Genomic DNA, 17,244 nt, shown 5'->3' with positions numbered 1-17,244 from the left:
TTGCGTACTCGGTCGCGCCAGCTCCGCGGGTCGGAGTACGCAGAGTGCGGAAACGCGCGCCGCGTTTCCGCACTTTGCGTACTCGGTCGACGCGCTTACACGCCGATCGTGAGCGACGCGGTGTAGCCGGATGCCACGGAGCCGGACATGTTCGCGATCTGGTGGATGCCGCCGTCGTCGCCGAACACGTTGTCCGACGCGAGCGTCACCTGCGAGGCGTTCCGCACGCTCTGCTCGTAGCCGGGAGTCGCGTAGACGACGTCGTTGACCTCCTCGGGCAGCGCGAGCTGCGAGGTCTTCACGATCGGCCCGGCGGCGACCGCCGTGGCCACGTCCTCGTACACCTCGAAGTGGATGTGCGGCCACCGCCCCGAGTAGCACGCCGGGTAGATCGACGTGAACCGCACGGTGCCGTTCGCGTCGGTCTCCTGCACCCCGCGCAGGTAGTCCTCGTTCGCGAGGCCCTGGCTGTACAGCGAGTAGTTGCCGTCGCGGTCGCAGTGCCACAGGTAGACGCCGGCGCCCACCAGCGCGGACCCCGTCGACGCGTCGCGCACCGTGAGCTCGATCGTGAGCGGCACGCCCTCGGCGGTCGTCGTCGACGACCCGAAGCTCGAGCGGATGTCGCTGCGCACGATGCCCGAGTCGTCGAGCACGTTCACCCCGTTCGACCCGTCGGCGGGGTACGGTCCGCCGGTCTCGTCGGGCACCTCCACGAGGTCACCGTCGGTGGTGGACGGCGTCGCGGTCGCGGTTGACGTGCCGCCGGAGGCATCCGCGCTGCCCGTCGAAGTGGGGTCGGATGCCCCTGAGTCGGCCGGCGCACACGCCGCGAGCAGCGTCGACAGGCCGATGCCGCCGAAGATGCCGAGCGCGAGGCGCCGGTCGACGAGCGTGCGGATGTCGTAGACGAGTCCGCGGTGGTCCTCGTCGATGACGTTGCCGTCGGCGTCGATCCAGCGCGGGTCGACCTCCTCCGTCACATCCGATCGCGTGTCGTTCCCTCGTGCAGCCATGTCGCCCTCCCGTGTCGTGGCCCCACCTTCGCAAGCCCCGGTGGGCGACGGCTATGCCGCGCCTATGCGTTCCCGATGGATTCGCGGCCCAGCTCCCGCGTCATGAACACGCTGTTCGGGTCGGGCCGGTAGGCCGCGAACGGGCCGCACTCCGTGAATCCGTAGCGGGCGTAGAGGGCGCGCGCGGGCGCGAAGAAGTCTTCCGCGCCGGTCTCGAGGCTGAGGCGCGAGTAGCCGCGACGCCCGGCTTCGGCGAGCACGTGCTCCAGAAGCATCCGCCCCAGACCTCGCCCGCGGGCGGCGGCATCGGTGCGCATCGACTTCAGCTCGCCGTGCGTGGAGTCGAGCTCCTTCAGCGCGACGCAGCCGACCAGTTCGGCGCCGAGGCTGAGCGCCCAGAACGTCATGCCCGGCGCCTGCAGGCCCGACACGTCGAGCGCGTGCACGCTCTCGGCGGGCGAGGTCGCGTGCATGTCGGCGAGGTGGTCGTCGAGCAGGCGCAGCACGCGCGGGTCGGCGAGGTCGCCGAGGGCGATCGAGGGGGTCACCCGTCCATTCTGCGACGGCCGGATGCCCCGTTCCGACCACCGCCCGCCAAACCCGACCCTCAGCCCGCGATCGCCCGCTCGTGCCACGCCCGCGCGGTCTTGGGCAGCACGTCCGCCCACGGCGTCGGCTCGACCCCGAACCGCGCGGTGGTCTCCGACCCGTCGGAGACGAACGGCGCGTCGAACTGGTACGCGACGCCGCGCAGTTCCCGCACGACCGGCACCATGGCCCCGAGCGCCGCGACCTGCCAGCGGGGCACGCGCCGCAGTCGCGGCTCGCCCGCGTCGACGACTGCGCCGAGTTCGCGCAGCAGCTCGCGCATCGAGACCGGCGGGTTCGTCGGCACGATCCACGCCGAGCCCCACGCGCGCTCGTCGTCGGCGACCGCCGCGAGCGTGCGGACGATGTCGCCGTCGTACGCCCACGAGTGGGGCTGGTCGACGTCGGTGTAGACGGTCGCCGGGCGCCCGCGCAACGTGTCGTTCGCGTAGCGCGGCAGCATGCCGTTCGTGGTCGGCTCGGTCGGGCCGAGGTAGTCGGAGGCGCGCACCTCGGTGACGCGCACGCGCCCCGCCTCCTGCGCCGCGCGGGCGTCCTCCCACATGCGCGCCCGCAGCGCACCCTTGTGGTCGTTCGGCCGCAGCGGCGAGTGCCGCGTCATCGGCCCGTCGGCGGCGCCGTACCCGTACAGGTTGCCGAACGTCACGAGCACGGCACCGGATGCCTCGGCCGCGGCCAGGATCGCCGCGGCCAGTGGCGGCCACTCCTTCTCCCAGTGCTCGTACGAACCGGGGTTCGCGCAGTTGAAGATGGTCGCCGCGCCGACCGCGGCCTCGGTGAGCGCGACCGCATCGGTCGCGTCGACGGCCAGGCGATCGATCGACGGATGCTCCGGGCCGCGGCCCGACCGGCTGAGCAACCGCACGCGGTCACCCGCCTCCGCGAGGTGCAGGGCGAGGCCCGACCCGATGGGGCCGGCGCCGATCACGAGGCGGGTCGTACGGGTCGTCTCTGGGTTCTGCTGCTTCACGGCGCCAGCCTCCCAGCCGCACCGACGGGGCGGCAATCGGGTCAACCCCCGGAGGCGGTTCGGGCGCGCCGCCGTCGCCCGTCGAGCTCATCAGCGATCGAGGTCGTCGCGCTCGACGATGCGGCCCGCGTCCCACGGCTCCGACCAGCCGAGCTCGTCGAACATCGACGCGAGCACGAACGCGGTGAACCCCCAGACGACGTTGCCGCCGACGCTGAACGCGGGTGCGCGGTAGCGACCGCCGCCGGCGGTGGGGTGCTCCGTGCTCCCCCGGTTCGCCGGGTCGAGCAGGTCGGCCACCGGCACCCGGAACACGTCGACCGACTCGGCGTGGTCGACCGCGACGACCTCCGACGGTCTGGTCCACCAGGCCGGCACGGGGGTGACGACGTGGTTGCTGACCGGCATCGAGATGGACGGCAGCGTGCCCAGCGGCTCGACGCCGGCCGGGTCGAGCCCCGTCTCCTCGACCGCCTCCCGCACGGCGCAGTCGATGGCCCCGGTATCGGATGCCTCGAGCCGGCCGCCCGGGAACGCGACCTGCCCCGCATGACTGCCCAGCGTCGCCGCGCGCCGCAGCAGCAGCACGTCGAGGTCGCGCGCGACGCGCGAGGCGCCGGCCCGCGCGGGCGCGTCGTCGAGCTCCCCGAACAGCACCAGCACCGCAGCCGGGCGCGGCTCCGAGGCATCCGTCGCCCTCGGGGTGATGAGCGGGTTCCAGGCGAGCCCGCGTTCGCACAGCGCGGCGAGCTCGGCGCGGGCGTCGGCGGTTCGGTGCACGGTTCCATCCTGCCCGAGGGCTGCGATGCCAGAAGCCGTCACCCGCCCCGCGTCACCAGGTGCCGTAGCGCGCCCGCACGTCCTCGAGGTTCGTGCAGAACGACTCGTGGTTCCAGCCGTCGGTCCAGAACGTCGACCGCCAGAGGCTGCACTGGTACGGCCACCCGTCGAGCCCGGCCATCACCTCGTACGGTTCGACCCCGAGATTGCAGGTGGTCGCGTCCCAGCCCGAGACGCACGCAGGCGTGGGGTCCTCGAAGATCTGCTTCAGCAGCGACTCGGGCACCTTCGGGGCGACCTGGATCTGAAGCACGAACCCGTCGTCGACGTAATCGCACTGCTGCGCGCTGTCGCACGCGGTGACCCAGAGGCTGTAGTCGGTGCCGTCGAGCGTGTACGGGCAGTAGTCGGACTCGCACTCGGCGATGACCCAGCCGGTGCAGATCTCGAGGAAGCCGCAGGGGTTCGGCAGCGTCGGCGTGAGCGCCTGCCAGACCCAGGTCGAGTACGCCTTCGCGTGGGCGTTCACCGCCGCCGCCCAGCCCGGGCCGCCCTCGGCGAACTGCGTCCAGGTGCCGTTGCCGTACAGCGTGCCGACGGTGCTGAGCAGCCCGTAGTCGCTGACGATCGCTGCCCTCGCGTTCTCGTTCGCCGTCTCTGCGGTGCCCCACCAGCCCCCGATCGCACCCTCGAGATCGAGGTAGGTGCCCTCGAACGAGGAGCTCGCGTTCTGCCCCTCCGACGCCGCGAACGAGGCGGCCGCGTCGAGCGCACCGAGCGCGAACTGCAGGCCCGGCTCGCCGAGGTTCGACGCGGCGTCGGCGAAGCCCGCGAGCATCACGAGCAGGTTCGCGATGATCGACGACGTGTTCGCCTGGGTGGTCACGTAGTCGAGGTGCTTCGCGGTCGTGTCGGAATCCTTCATCCCCTTCACCGCGTCGATCAGGTCGGTGAGGTTGTGGGCCGAGTCGGCCGCGGCCTTCGCCCAGGTCAGTTCGGTGATGATCTGCGTCTGCACCTGGTTCCAGGTGGCATCCGGCATGCCGTCGGGCTGTGTGACCTTCGGCACCGCCTTGATCCAGTTGTCGAGGTCCGACGAGGAGGCGTCGTACATGCTGCGGATGTCGTCGGTGGTCACGTCGATGCCGTGGCTGATGATCTCGTACGCCGTGAGCGCGGCGCCGGTGAAGACCGGGAACGCGGCCGACGGGGAGGTCCAGCTGCCGGCCTTCGCGTCGAAGCGGTAGGTCTGGATGCCGTTCGGACCGCGCCCGATGAGGTCGGCACGGGCCGCGTTCGCCGACCCGGGCTGGCCGTTCGCGGTCACCCCGTCGACATCGACCGCCTGGATCGTCTCGTAGTAGCGCGGCAGGTCCCAGCCGAGGGTGTCGGTGAAGCCGGGGCCGTCGACCAACTGCTCGTTCGCCCAGGTCTTGCTCGACGCGGTGAAGCCCCACGCGACCATGGTCAGGTTGTCGCGCGCGATGATCTCGTCGCGGCCGTCGCCGTCGAGGTCGGCGCCCTGGATGGTCGCGTACCGGTTCGCGCCGGCCCACCCGTTGCCGTTGCTGAACGCAGTGAGCTTCGGCAGCTCGGTCCAGGTGCCGGCGTTCTTCTTGCCGGTCGCGTCGGCGAACTCGAAGGCGTACAGGCCGCTCGTGCCGCGGCCGATGACCTCGTGGTCGCCGTCGCCGTCGAGGTCGGCGGCCTGGATGGTCGAGGCGAACTCGGCCCGGCTCCAGTGCTCCGAGTCGGTGAAGGGGCCGGATGCCGCGAGATCCGTCCAGGTCGCCCCCTCGAGCCCCCACACCTGGACGCCGTCGGAGCCGCGCCCGAAGATCTCCGCGCGCCCGTCGCCGTCGAGGTCGGCGGCCTGGATCGTGTCGTAGTAGCCCGGCTTGTCCCACCCGCCCGCGTCGGTGAACTCGGGGAACGACGTCACCGACCACCCCGTGCCGTCGAACGAGCTGATGATGACCGCCGCCGCGGCTCGCCCGAAGACCTCGTCGCGGCCGTCGCCGTCGAGGTCCGCGGCCTGCAGCGTGGCGTAGTACTGCGGGATGTCCCAGCCCGCCGAGGTCGCGTACTCATGCAGTTGCGGGAGGTCCTGCCACGACGCGTTCTCGAGCGAGTTCGCGGGCGGCACGAGGCGCACGGCCGTGAGGCCCTCGGCGTTGCGCGAGTAGATCTCGTCGCGACCGTCCCCGTCGAGGTCGGCCATGCCGATCGTCTCGTAGTACTGCTTCTGGTTCCACCCGGCGTCGTCCGACCAGCCGATCGTGTTCGACGTGACGATGGGAGTCCACTGCCCGGCCGTCTGGTCGAAGTCCCACGCCTCGATGCCGCGCACCGAGCGCCCGACGAGCTCGGCGTCGCCGTCGCCGTCGAGGTCGCCGGTCTGGATCGTCTCGTAGTTCTCCGAGGAGCCCCACTGGCCGTCGCCCCATGCCGGCAGCGTGTAGGCGGGTTCGGTGTCGGGCGTGGCGACGGTCGGGGCGGGGGCCGCGCCGAGCGCGTTGCCGCCGGAGCCGCCGGAGCCGTTGCCGTTGCCGTTCCCACCGGCGTTGCCGTTGCCGTTGCCGTTGCCGCCCTGCTGCCCGACGGCCTTGCCCTTCGCGCCCGGGTCGTCGGACGACCCACCGGGCGCGGCCATCGCCGGAGCTGCGGCGATCGAAACGAGCACGCCTGCGATCAGGACGGACGAGATGACAGTGCGGCGCATCGTTTCCCCCGGTTCCGCGGACATCCGGCCACGTGTCCCCAGTGTTCCGCAGCGCGATGGTGCACGACAAGTGTCGCGGACGAGTCCGCGGCAGGGTGCACCCGCCCGCGGACTGCCCGCCGCTACCCGCGCGAGCCGTACCGGTGGCGGACCAGCAGGAGGTTCTCGCAGAACGCCTCCGGAAGGAACTTCTCCTGCTCGGCGCTCCAGGCGCTGCAGTAGTACTGCCAGCCGTCCAGCCCCGCCATCACCTCGACCGGACGAGCGCCGTAGTCGCACGTGACCGGATTCCAACCGCTCATGCAGGAGGCCGATATGTCGCCCACGAGCTGCTTCAGCAGGGAGTTCTCGATCAGCGCCTGCCCCACGGCGACCTGCTGCGAGAAGGCGCTCTTCTCATATGCCGGACAGTCCGACGCGGTGGTGCACGTCGACACCCGCAGGGTGTACGCGTACCCCTCGTGGTGGTAGAGGCAATCGCCGGCGTTGCACTCGCCGACGATCCAGCCGGCGCAGATCTGGCCGAAGTCGCACGGCTCGGGCAATACCGGCGACACGACCTGCCACACCCACAGCGAGTACGCACGAGCGCTCGCCTCGGTGGCGGCGTTGTATGCCTGATCACCCTTCGCGACCTGCATCCAGACGTCGTCCTCGTAGAAGCCGCCGACCGCGCTGAGCAGGCCGTAGTCGGCGACGATCGCCTCCTTCGCGTTCGTGTTGGCCGTCTGCGTGTCTCCCCACCAGCCCTCGACGGCGCCCTTCATCTCGACGTAGGTGCCCTCGAACGTCGAGGACGACCCCTGACCCTCGCTGGTGGCGAAGGAGACCATCGCGTCCAGCGCTCCGAGTGTGACCTGAGCCTCGGGTCCGGCCAGATTCGACGCCGCGTCGACGATGCCGGCGGACAGCAGCAACGCGTCGGCGACGACTTTCGAGCTGTTCGAACTCGATGTGTCGTACTTGAGGTGACCCGCGGTATCGTCGAGGCCCTTGAGGTCGGTCATATCGGAGATCAGGGCGGACCGGTTCGCGGTGGCGATCGCGACCGCCTGGGCCCACGTCAGCTCATCGCTGATCTGCCCCGTCACCTGCCGGAAGGTCGCGAGCGGCCAGCTGGCGGCCCGCTGCACCTTGCCCAACGCCTTGATCCAGTTCCCGATGTCCGTTGCGTCGGCGTCGTACATCGAACGGATGTCGTCGGTCTGCGGGTCGAGGTCGTGACTGATGGTCTCGTAGATGGTCTGCGCCGTGCCCGTGAATGTCGGGAAGGTGGCTGACGGCGAGGTCCAGCTGCCGGAACCGGCATCGAACCGGTAGGTCTGGATGCCGTGCGGGCCGCGGCCGATCAGGTCGGCGCGCGGCGCCTTGGCAGAGCCGGGCTGGCCGTTCAGCGTCACCCCGTCGACATCGGCCGCCTGGATCGTCGTGTAGTGCCGCGGGTGGTTCCAGCCGAGCGTGTTCGTGAAGCCCGGCCCGTCGACGCGCTGCTCGGCCACCCAGAAGCCCCAGTTGGGCTGCATGCCGTAGACGACCATCGTGTCGTTCTGGCGGCCGAGGATCTCGTCACGTCCGTCGCCGTCCACGTCGGCGGCCTGGATGGTGAGGTAGTTCGACGCGTCGCCCCAGCCGTTGGCATTGTCGAAGGCGCCCAACTCCCGCAGCGGCGTCCACGTGGCGCCGTTCGGCTTGCCCTGCGCATCGGCGAACCCGTAGGCGTAGAGGCCCGAGCCGTTGCGGCCGATCACCTCGTGGGAGCCGTCGCCGTCGAGGTCGGCGGTCTGGATGGTGCGGAAGTGCTGCACCTCGTTCCAGCCCTCGGCGTCGGTGAACGGGCCGGACGCGGCCTGCTCGACCCAGGGCCCGTCCTCGAGGCCCCACACGATGATGCCGTCCGCGCCGCGACCGAGCACCTCCGCCTTGCCGTCGTGGTCGAGGTCGGCGGCCTGGATCGTGCTGTAGTACTGCTCGGCGTCCCACCCCTCTGCGTTCGTGAAGTGCTCGAGCGTCTGCGGGAGCCATCCGCCGTTCTCGAACTCGATGAACTCGATGGCGTTGGCACCCCGGCCGAAGATCTCGACCCGATGGTCGCCGTCGATGTCGGCGGCCTGCATGGTCGAGTACTGCGAGGGGTCGTCCCAACCGTTTGCCGACAGGAAGGCACCCGTCGCGGGGAGCGGCTGCCACGATGCATCCGTCAGCGCCCCCGCGGGCTCCAGCCGCACGACGAGGAGGCCGTCCTTCGTGCGCGTGTAGAGCTCGTCGGTGCCGTCGCCGTCGACGTCGGCCGTGCCGATCGTCTCGAAGTAGTGCTTCTGGTCCCAGCCGGCATCGTCCGACCAGTCGAGCGTGTTCGACGTGACGATCGGCTCCCACTGGCCGATCGTGACGTCGAAGTCCCAGGCTTCGATGCCGACGCTGGAGCGGCCGATGAGCTCGGCGTCGCCGTCACCGTCGAGGTCGCCGGTCTGGATCGTCTCGTAGTTCTTCGACGAGCCCCACACGCCGTCGCCCCAGTTGGGCAGGGTGTAGGCGGGCTGGGTCTCGGGCGTCGCGACGATCGGCGCAGGCGCCTTGCCGATCGCCTGCCCCGTACCGGTGCCGGTACCGCCGGCCGAGCCGTTGCCGTTGCCCTTGCCCTTCTCCGTGCCGAGCGACTTGCCCGTGGATCCCGGATCGCCCGACGAACCGCCCGGAGCGGCGAGTGCGGGCGCCGCGCCGGTGACCAGCAGCCCTGCGATGATGACGGTCGACAACACCCTGCGATACATCGTTACCCCCTGCAGCCCGACGATGGGCGCCCCGAAGCTCAGTGTGGCGGAGCCGACCGTCCGAAAACAAGGGCAACTGAGGAAGAGTCACCGATCGGCGTCCGCATGCGCCCCCGGGACCGACGCTCGATCGCCTCAACGATCCAGCAGGTCGCGCAGCCAGGTCGGCCCGACCGCACGAGTGTCGGGACCGAGCCGCGCGCGCAGGCCGCGGTCGGCAGTCACCACGACGACGAATGCAGCGGATGCCTCGAGCCCGCGCGCGACCTCGACGATGGCGCCGTCCCCGTCGGCCGGGGCGCGCACCACGTCGATGCCCGTCACGTCCTCGACCGCCTTGGCCTGGCCCTCCACGACGGCGACGATGCGCGCGATGTGCGCGGCTCGGGGCGCGGGTTCGGCGGAGGCATCCGTGTCGGGCAGTTCGAGGACCTCGCCGACGAGCCCCGGCATCCGGTCGAGCAACCGCGCCGCGGCGCCGGCCCGGTCGCGCCACCAGCCGTCGGGCCGCGACCCCATCACGTTGGCGACGTCGACCACGACCACCGCGTCGGGCGCGCTCACCAGGCTGCGCCCGCCGCGAGCGCGACGTCGACCGCGGCCGACGCGGGGCCGATCCACGGCTCGCCGTGCCCGGGCACGAGGGTGCGCGAATCGGACGCACCGAGGTGCTCGACCGACTCGCGCGCCCACTCGAGGTCGTGCTGGAACATCGACGGCAGCAGCTGCGGCCCGGCCGCCGGCGACGTGCGGTGGCGCGTGACGAGCGCGTCGCCCGCCGCCAGCACGCCCGCGTCGGCGAAGTCGTACGCGACGTGGCCGGAGGTGTGCCCCGCGACGCGCAGCACGTGCGGCCGGCCCGGCACGTCGACGACGCCGTCGAGCTCGGGCAGCACGGTCGCGCGGTCGATGCCGAGGTCGGCGCGTCCGCGCAGCAGCGGCGTGATCGCGAGGGCCCACGACAGCACTCCCGGCCGCCACGCATTGCCCACCACGTCGCCCGGACCGACCTGCTCGAGCACGTCCCGGTGGAGGTTCGGCAGCTCCGCGGCATCCGCGTGCACCGGAGTACCGAACGTGTCGGCGAGCCAGGCCGCACCGCCGAGGTGGTCGGCGTGCGCGTGCGTGATGAGCACGGCATCGACGTCGTCGGGGCGGCATCCGACCGCTGCCAGCGAGGCGACGAGCTGGTCACGCTGCCCGAGGTAGCCCGAGTCGACGAGGGTGACGCCATCGGGCCCGGCGTAGATCACCCAGTTGACGTGCGGGGTGTGCGCGAGGTGCACGTGCTCGCCGATACGATCGACGCGGATGCCTCGCGGCAGCTGCCCGTTCGACTCCCCCACCGCGCCCCCTCGCGTTCGCCACCGCGTCGGAGCGGCGGGTTCGACCTCGACGCTAGTCGCCTCCGTCGCGCAGCGGGAGCACCTCGCCGCCGGTCTGGCACGTCGGGCTGTACTGCGCGGTCGTGCTCGCGAACGTGAAGTCGCGGATCTCGTCGCCGCATCGCGGGCAGGCATCGCCCGCGCGGCCGTGCACGCGCATCGCGGCGACCTTGGCGGCCTTGAGATCGGCGATGCGGATGCCCCGGCGAGCCGCGATCGCCTCGCGCACCACCTCGACGGTCGCGGCGAAGAGACGGTCGCGCTCGTCGTCGTCGAGCGCCGCCGCGTGCACGACGGGCGACACGCGCGCCGCGTGGAGGATCTCGTCGGAGTACGCGTTGCCGATGCCCGCGATCGACTCCTGCTCCTGCAGCACCGCCTTCACCTGCTTGCGGCGCGTGCCGAACGCACGGTCGAAGTCGTCGCGGTCGTAGGCGGGGTCGGCGGGGTCCGGCCCGAGCTTCGCCACGGCGGGCACGTCGTGCGGGTCGTCGACCACCCAGCAGCCGAGCGAGACCCAGCCGCCGGCGTCGGTCAGTTCGAGGGTGGATCCGTCGTCGAAGGTCAGAGCTGCGAGCGCGGGCGGCGGGGGTTCTGCGGGGTCGGGTGCGGTCGGGGCGCTGGCCGGCTCAAGGGCACCCGTGGTCTCGGAGGCATCCGTCTTCTCGGAGGCATCCGTCGACTCAGGGGCATCCGCCCCGCCCCATCTCGCCCAGCCGTGTCGCCCGAGCGAGACGACCAGGTGCGCCCCGTTCGCGAAGGCGACGTCGAGCAACTTGCCGTGCCGCTCGACCCGGTCGACCCGCTCGCCGACGAGCGACGACAGCGGTCGTGCCCGCGTCTTCTGCACGCGGAACTCGAGCACGTCCGCGTCCGCGAACGAGCGCCCCGCCAGCCGCGCGCCGACCTCCTCGGCGAGCGCCTGCACCTCCGGCGACTCCGGCATGCGGCCAGCCTCGCACACCCCGCAGCGCCGCGGCCCCACCGAGTACGCAGATGGTGGGAATCGCGGCGGCGATTCCGCATGTTGCGGTCGCGGTCGGCCGCCCGCCGTTTCAGACGGGGATCAGCTCGATCGAGCCCTGGTCATCGGGGGCCACGGCCGCGCGCAACCGCGCGTCGAAGGTTGCCAGCACGAGGCCGTTCGCGGCTGCGAGCGCGAGCAGGTGGAAGTCCGTCACCTGGCGATAGCCGACGAGCGCACCGAGATCGACCGACGTGTCCACCAGCGAGACATCATCCTGGACGAAGGTGTGGCCGGGAATGCTCCGCAGCCGCCGCAGCAGGTCCAACGCCTCGGCAGGCGTGTGCGGGGCACCCGTGACCGCGGGGTTCGCAACCAGACGAACGAACGCAGCCTCCGTCAGCGGGGTCGTCGCCCATGCATCCACGCCAGCGAACCAGCGGTGCGCGGCTGCATGGTGCGCGTGTTGCGGAGCGACCAGCGCGATCAGCACGTTCGCATCGAGGAGCCGCGCCGGTGCGGTCATCCCTCGTCGTCTCGATAGTCAGCGACGACGTCGGACGTGATCACGAAGTCAGCCGAGCCCTGCGCAAGGATCGGGAAGCCGTCGGGTGCGACTGCACCCGGCCCGGTCACCATTCCACGCCGCGCGAGCTCCGACACCGCAGCCCCCAGCGAGATGCGCTCATGGTCAGCGAGCGCGCGCGCAGCGCGTAGCACGCCGGCGTCCAGGTCGAGAGTCGTTCGCATGCGTCGATGCTACCGCATCACCGCATCACGGCATCACCGCATCAATCCGCAGCTCTGCGCGGAGTACGCAGACTGCGGGAATCGCGCGAGCATTCCCGCACTTCGCGCACTCGATCGCAGCGCGGCGTCCCCACCGAGTACGCAAACGGCGTGAATCGCGACGGCGATTCCGCACGTTGCGTACTCGGTCGCGTGCGGGTCGTGACCCACTGCGCCGGGGCGCGACCCGCGAGTACGCTGGAATCAGCGGAGGAGGAGCCTCGATGACGGATGCCACGGCGCCGCAGCGCCACGACTGGGACGTGATCATCGTCGGCGGCGGTGCCGCCGGCCTCAGCGCAGCGCTCATCCTCGGAAGAGCGCGCCGCCGGGTGCTCGTGATCGACGCCGGCAGCCCCCGCAACGCCACCGCCGTGCACATGCACGGCGTGCTCGGGCGCGACGAGACGCCCCCGGGCGACCTCCTCGCCGCGGGCCGCGCCGAGCTGACCCGGTACGACGTCTCCGTCGCATCCGGCACCGTGACCAGCGCCACGTCGTTCGCCGACGACGTGCCCGGCTTCGAGGTGCTGCTCTCGAGCGACGAGCGGTACACGGCCCGGCGCCTGCTCGTCGCAACGGGACTCGTCGACGAACTGCCCGACATTCCGGGGCTCGCCGACCAGTGGGGCCGCGGCGTGTTCATGTGCCCCTATTGCGACGGGTGGGAGCAGCGCGGCCGCCGCGTCGCCGTGCTCGGCACCGCGCGGCCCGACCCGTACCAGGCGCAGCTCATGCGCCAGGTCGCGGGCGACGTGACCTTCCTCGCCGACGGCGCGACCATCACCGAGCGGGTGCGCGGCGAGCTCGACGCACGCGACATCGCCCTCGAACCGGCCGAGGTGGAGCGCGTGCTGTCCGACGAGACGGGGCAGCTCACGGGCATCCGCTTCGCCGACGGCACCGAACGCGCCGTCGACGTGCTGTTCGTCGCGCCGAAGTCGGTGCCGAGCGACGCCGTGCTGCGCCACCTGTCGGCGCGCACCATGCGCGACCAGGGCGTGAGCTGGACGCTCGTCGACGACAGCGGGCAGACCAGCGTGCGCGGCCTCTACGCCGCCGGCAACGTGATCGGCTCGAAGTCGTCGGTGCCGTGGGCGATGGCGTCTGGCTCGATGGCGGGCACCGCGATCAACGCCGACCTCGTCGGCGAGGACGTGCGCCGCGCGGTCGCCGCAGCCGGCTGACACGCGCGACGGCGGCCGCGAGGAGGCTTCCCCGCGGCCGCCGCCGTGCCTGTGCGCAGGCCCTACTGCGGGCCTCCTTCCGCGCGGAGCATCCGCTGCAGCACCCCGGCGAGCTGGGTCAGGTCGTCCGCGGCCTCGGCCGAGGCGCGACCCTCCTTCGCGTTGCCGATGGAGTTGAGCAGCGCCCGCAACTGGCTCTCGGCCGCCTGCGTCTTGCCCGCCGCCGCGAAGGCCTCGGCCTTGTCGGCCGCCTTGCGGAGGTTGGCCGCCAGGTTGGCGTTGAGGTCGCCGGATGCCTCGAGCGAATCGATCAGCGCATCGAGGTTGTCGAACGTGGCGGCCGGGTACACGACCTCCGCGAACGGCACGAGCACCGCCTGCTGCGGCCCGAACGACAGGTACTCGACGTCGTAGCCCCACCAGTTGCTGGCGTTCTGCTGCTCGCGCACGATGCCGCGATCGAGCTGCACGTTCGCCAGCACCGAGTTGTACTCGATGACGATCTCGTTCTCACCGTCGACGAGGTACTCGCTCACGTCGGCCGTCGGCTTCATGAAGCTGACGCCGCCGGTGTAGAGGTCGTCGCCCACGAGCGGAACCTGCTGGCCGGTGCCGTCGTCGATGGTCGGCTTGCCGACTCCCCCGACGTTCTTGGCGACCTTCGTCGGGTTCGTGCTGACGTCGCCGCCCACGTGGTGCCCGTTGATCCAGACCGCCATCGTCTCCTCCAGCGAGTCGCCGAAGTCGAGGTACGCGCCGCTCGCGGCATCCGCATCCCATTCGAAGGTGGCCTCGTAGCGCCCCTCGCCGGAGACCGCGCGACCCACCTCGGGAATCTCGTCCCACGTCGTGAGCGTCTCGAGCTCGACCTCGATCGCGGTCTTCACGGTCGACGTCGTGTAGTTCGTCGTGTTCGAGGAACCGACCGTCTCGCTGCGCACGAGGTCGCCCAGGGTGTCGTTCGGACGCCACGACTGCACCGTGAGGTTCCAGTCGGTGATGTCGAACGCTGCGGGCACGTCGACCTGGTCGGTGTACTCGCGGCCGTCGCTCAGCGCGGTCTCGACCGCACCGCCTCCGGTCGTGCGCACCACCACGTCGCCGCCGACGGATGCAGCGGAGTCGGCGTTCGTCGACTCGACGCGCAGCTGCGCGGCATCCGTCTTCTCGAACGCCAGCAGGGCGATGTCGTTGTAGTCGAGGTCGACCGGAACGATCGTCTTGCCGTCCTCCCACGAGTAGTCGGCCAGCTCGGTGACCTCGCCGGTCCAAGCGTCGATGGTGTACGGGACGAAGAGGCCGTCCTGCACGATGTCGGTCTGGATGTTCGTGCCGTGGTCCTCGTTGCGCACCTCCTCCTTGTGGCTGAACTGGTGGTACGAGCCGTCGTCGTAGTTGTAGAGGTAGACGTACTGGTTGCCCTCGTCGTCCTGGCGCGTCTGCGAGAGGAGCTGGTGGTTCTCCTCGGCGTAGCCGCTGTACGGGTGCACGCCGAGGTCCTGCAGCTGCTCCAGCACGTTGTCGTCGTAGCCGCCGGGCTCCGAGCTGAAGTAGCCCGCCGCCGGGGTGTCGAACACCTCGGCCGTGCGCACGGTCGGCAGCGACGTCAGCTCGTCCATGATGGCGGCGAGCTCAGCGTCACGGCCGTCGTTGTACGGCGTCTGCGACGCGGCATCCTCGAGGATGACGACCTTCAGGCCCTGCTTCGCCCAGTCGAGGATGCGTGCGGCACCGTCGGGGTCGAGCCAGTCCTGGTACAGCACGATCGCCTTGTACCCGGCCTGCTCGATCGTCTGGGTCTCGGCGTTGAACGAGACGTCGTCGTCGAACAGGAACCGCGGGCTGAAGTAGTCGTACGTGTAGCCGTTGTCCTGCAGTTCGGTCGAGCGGTAGTTGATGCCCTGGTGCGCGAGCTGCCAGTTCATCTGGTTGTTGTCGTCGCCCGTGCCACCGCCGAAGACCATGCCGTGGATCCACTTCTGGTTGATGAATCCGACGTCGGTGCGCGAGGTGCCGGTCTGCATGAGCTGCTGCACGCGACCGAGGTGCGCGTTCAGCTCGTCGTAGTTCTCGGCGCCCGGGTCGCGGGCCCCGAGCAGCGGGAACCGTAGGAAGCGCAGCGGCGACGGGTTGAACCCGGGCCACTCGGGTGCGCTGTAGCCCCACTCGGCCGCCCAGACGTGCCAGACGATGCGCTGGAAGCCGGCCGCGTACGTCGAGTACGCGTCCTGCAGGCGCGTCTGCGTCGTCGCGCTCCAGCCGATCGGAATCGCGCTGGTCTCGCTCGAGAGCACCTTGTTCTCGAGCTTCGCGCCGCCCGTCCAGGAGCGGAAGATGTCGATCTGGTTGTACTGGTTGAGGTTCTCGGCCTCGGGGTAGTCGACGTCCATCGCCGGCTCGGACAGCTCCATGGACTTGCCGTAGGAGATCTGCGCGCGCGTCTCGATGCCCACCGAGTTGAGCCACTCCTTGAGCGGCTGCAGCATGCGCTCGCGGTAGAGCTGGGTCTGCACGTCCATCCAGTCGTTGACGATGCGCTGGCGCAGGCTCTCATCGCCGTCGAGGCGGTAGGTGCCGGTCGTCGCGACGGAGTGGTAGGGCATGTTGAACGTCGCGCTCGCGCCGTCGATCAGGAACAGGTACGGCGTTGCGTCGTAGCCCTTGCGCGCCTCGAACTCCTCGAGCATGTCCTCCGACCAGAACGTGAAGCCCTCGCCGGTCTCGATCTCGAGCGAGTCCATGAACAGCTGCACGTCGCCCTCGAGGATCTTCTCGCGCAGCGCCGGGTCGGCGAGGTAGTGCTCCTCCCAGAACGCACGCAGCGCGTCGACGCCGCGCTCGTCGAAGTAGTTCGTCGTGAAGCTCGGCTCGGCCGAGGGGTTCTCCTCCTGGAAGGTGCCCTGCGTCCACATGCCGAAGACGCGGTAGGTGCCGTCGTCGGGTGCGGTCCACGAGAGCGTCTGCTCCCAGACATCCGCCCCCTCGCTGACGAGGCCCTCGAGGTCGACGAAGCTGTCGGGGTCGACCGCATCGCCGTCGACGACCCGGTACGCGTAGGCGGTGACGAAGGATGCCCCCTCCTCGCGGTCGCCCTCGGCCGGCGCCGGCAGCGCGGTGAGCTCTTCGCCCGCCGCGACCGTGCCCGTGCCGAGGGTGAGGTTCTGCATGGCGGCCTGGCTGGTCGGGTCGAGGCCCGGCACGTTCGAGGTCGCCCAGTTGGTGCCCGAGGTGAGGTACACGGCCATGCCGAGGTCGAGCATCTTGTTCATGAGCAGGTTCCACTTGTGGGTCCACTGCTCGGAACCGTAGGCGTACTCGGTGTTCGGCGCGGCGTTGTCGTTCTGCATGCACAGCTCGACGCCGCGGAAGCCGCCGTCGTAGAGCGTCTGGATCTGCTCGAGCAGCACCTCGTCGGTGTGGGCCGCCTCGCCGAGCCACCACCGCACGTCGGAGCTGAAGACGCGATCGGGGTCGATGTAGGCCGACTCGAGCGTCTGCGCGAATGCGGAGGACGCTGCTGTGGTCGCGCTGCTCGGCGGCTCGGCCGCGGAAGTCGCGGTCACGGTTCCGGCGACCAGTGCACAGCTGGCGACGCCGACGAGGCCCGCCCTCCATGTGTGCCGCCAACGTGGATGTGTGGACATCGTCACTCTCCCTTGAGCTGTTCCGGTGCGTGCGGGCGGCGCGGCCGGTGGCCGCGTCGCTCCGCTGCCTGAATCGATTCAGGCTCGTTCAGCGCCCACCATAGCGAGATGCCGGCCGGATTTGAAGCGGTTCATGCAAATTGGTTGAAGCGGTTCAAATGCCGGAGGCTTGCTCGGTTTTGGGGAGAGCGATTTCCCGCACGCCAGGACGCGGCCGGCGGCGCCCGCACCCTGCCCAGGCCCCGTTGACCGCGCTTCGACCGCCACCCCGCCTCCCCGGTGTGGTCACTTTTCAGGAACGCCCGCGTGGCCGAGTGCGGATTCATGCACACCTGCACGAATCGTGCAGCCATCGTGCGTGACGTTGGGGCGGGGGCCGATCTGTATCGCGAGCCGATCGCGGCTTC

General features: G+C 70.7%; 13 protein-coding genes. 1 reads left to right on the top strand and 12 read right to left on the bottom strand.

Going from position 1 to position 17,244, the window contains the following annotated elements; genetic code table 11:
- Nucleotides 1-95: 95 nt before the first annotated feature.
- From QUE38_RS12110 to QUE38_RS12060, 11 genes are all read right to left on the bottom strand, one after another.
- Nucleotides 96-1,016, bottom strand: coding sequence for an intradiol ring-cleavage dioxygenase (locus tag QUE38_RS12110; protein WP_286308496.1), 921 nt, complete (start codon nt 1,014-1,016; stop codon nt 96-98).
- 62 nt (nt 1,017-1,078) lie between these two features.
- Nucleotides 1,079-1,564, bottom strand: a complete 486-nt coding sequence (locus QUE38_RS12105; RefSeq protein ID WP_286308495.1) for a GNAT family N-acetyltransferase — start codon at nt 1,562-1,564, stop codon at nt 1,079-1,081.
- Nucleotides 1,565-1,623: 59 nt separating this feature from the next.
- Complete coding sequence (locus QUE38_RS12100) at nt 1,624-2,595, bottom strand: NAD-dependent epimerase/dehydratase family protein (RefSeq protein ID WP_286308494.1); 972 nt, start codon at nt 2,593-2,595, stop codon at nt 1,624-1,626.
- A gap of 90 nt (nt 2,596-2,685) precedes the next feature.
- Nucleotides 2,686-3,375 carry an NUDIX hydrolase gene (locus QUE38_RS12095; protein ID WP_433996904.1) on the bottom strand — a complete coding sequence of 230 codons (690 nt, stop codon included), beginning with the start codon at nt 3,373-3,375 and terminating at the stop codon, nt 2,686-2,688.
- Between the two features lie 52 nt (nt 3,376-3,427).
- Nucleotides 3,428-6,097: an FG-GAP repeat domain-containing protein gene (locus QUE38_RS12090; RefSeq protein WP_286308493.1), complete on the bottom strand. Its 2,670-nt coding sequence runs from the start codon at nt 6,095-6,097 to the stop codon at nt 3,428-3,430.
- Nucleotides 6,098-6,219: 122 nt separating this feature from the next.
- Nucleotides 6,220-8,868 (bottom strand): hypothetical protein, encoded by a 2,649-nt coding sequence (locus QUE38_RS12085; protein ID WP_286308492.1) that lies wholly within the window; start codon nt 8,866-8,868, stop codon nt 6,220-6,222.
- A 135-nt stretch (nt 8,869-9,003) separates the two neighbouring features.
- Nucleotides 9,004-9,432 carry a hypothetical protein gene (locus QUE38_RS12080; RefSeq protein WP_286308491.1) on the bottom strand — a complete coding sequence of 143 codons (429 nt, stop codon included), beginning with the start codon at nt 9,430-9,432 and terminating at the stop codon, nt 9,004-9,006.
- Nucleotides 9,429-10,214, bottom strand: coding sequence for an MBL fold metallo-hydrolase (locus QUE38_RS12075; protein WP_286308490.1), 786 nt, complete (start codon nt 10,212-10,214; stop codon nt 9,429-9,431). The genes QUE38_RS12080 and QUE38_RS12075 overlap by 4 nt, the downstream gene beginning before the upstream one ends.
- Nucleotides 10,215-10,266: 52 nt before the next feature.
- Nucleotides 10,267-11,199, bottom strand: coding sequence for a DNA-formamidopyrimidine glycosylase family protein (locus tag QUE38_RS12070; RefSeq protein WP_286308489.1), 933 nt, complete (start codon nt 11,197-11,199; stop codon nt 10,267-10,269).
- A 109-nt stretch (nt 11,200-11,308) separates the two neighbouring features.
- Nucleotides 11,309-11,743: a TA system VapC family ribonuclease toxin gene (locus tag QUE38_RS12065; protein ID WP_286308488.1), complete on the bottom strand. Its 435-nt coding sequence runs from the start codon at nt 11,741-11,743 to the stop codon at nt 11,309-11,311.
- Nucleotides 11,740-11,967 carry a hypothetical protein gene (locus QUE38_RS12060; RefSeq protein WP_286308487.1) on the bottom strand — a complete coding sequence of 76 codons (228 nt, stop codon included), beginning with the start codon at nt 11,965-11,967 and terminating at the stop codon, nt 11,740-11,742. Before QUE38_RS12060 ends, QUE38_RS12065 begins: the two co-directional genes overlap by 4 nt.
- A 263-nt stretch (nt 11,968-12,230) precedes the next feature.
- On the opposite strand from QUE38_RS12060, the gene QUE38_RS12055 reads away from it, so the two are divergent.
- Nucleotides 12,231-13,193: an NAD(P)/FAD-dependent oxidoreductase gene (locus tag QUE38_RS12055; RefSeq protein WP_286308486.1), complete on the top strand. Its 963-nt coding sequence runs from the start codon at nt 12,231-12,233 to the stop codon at nt 13,191-13,193.
- A 62-nt stretch (nt 13,194-13,255) separates the two neighbouring features.
- Here QUE38_RS12055 and QUE38_RS12050 read toward each other — a convergent pair whose 3' ends face one another.
- A complete protein-coding gene (locus QUE38_RS12050) occupies nt 13,256-16,756 on the bottom strand; it encodes a glycosyl hydrolase (RefSeq protein ID WP_286308485.1) in 3,501 nt (1,166 codons plus the stop codon).
- Between the last annotated feature and the right edge of the window lie 488 nt (nt 16,757-17,244).

The organism is Agromyces mangrovi (assembly GCF_030296695.1).
GTDB lineage: Bacteria > Actinomycetota > Actinomycetes > Actinomycetales > Microbacteriaceae > Agromyces > Agromyces mangrovi.
Note: the sequence above shows the minus strand (reverse complement) of the source record. Positions and strands in the feature narration are given on the sequence as shown.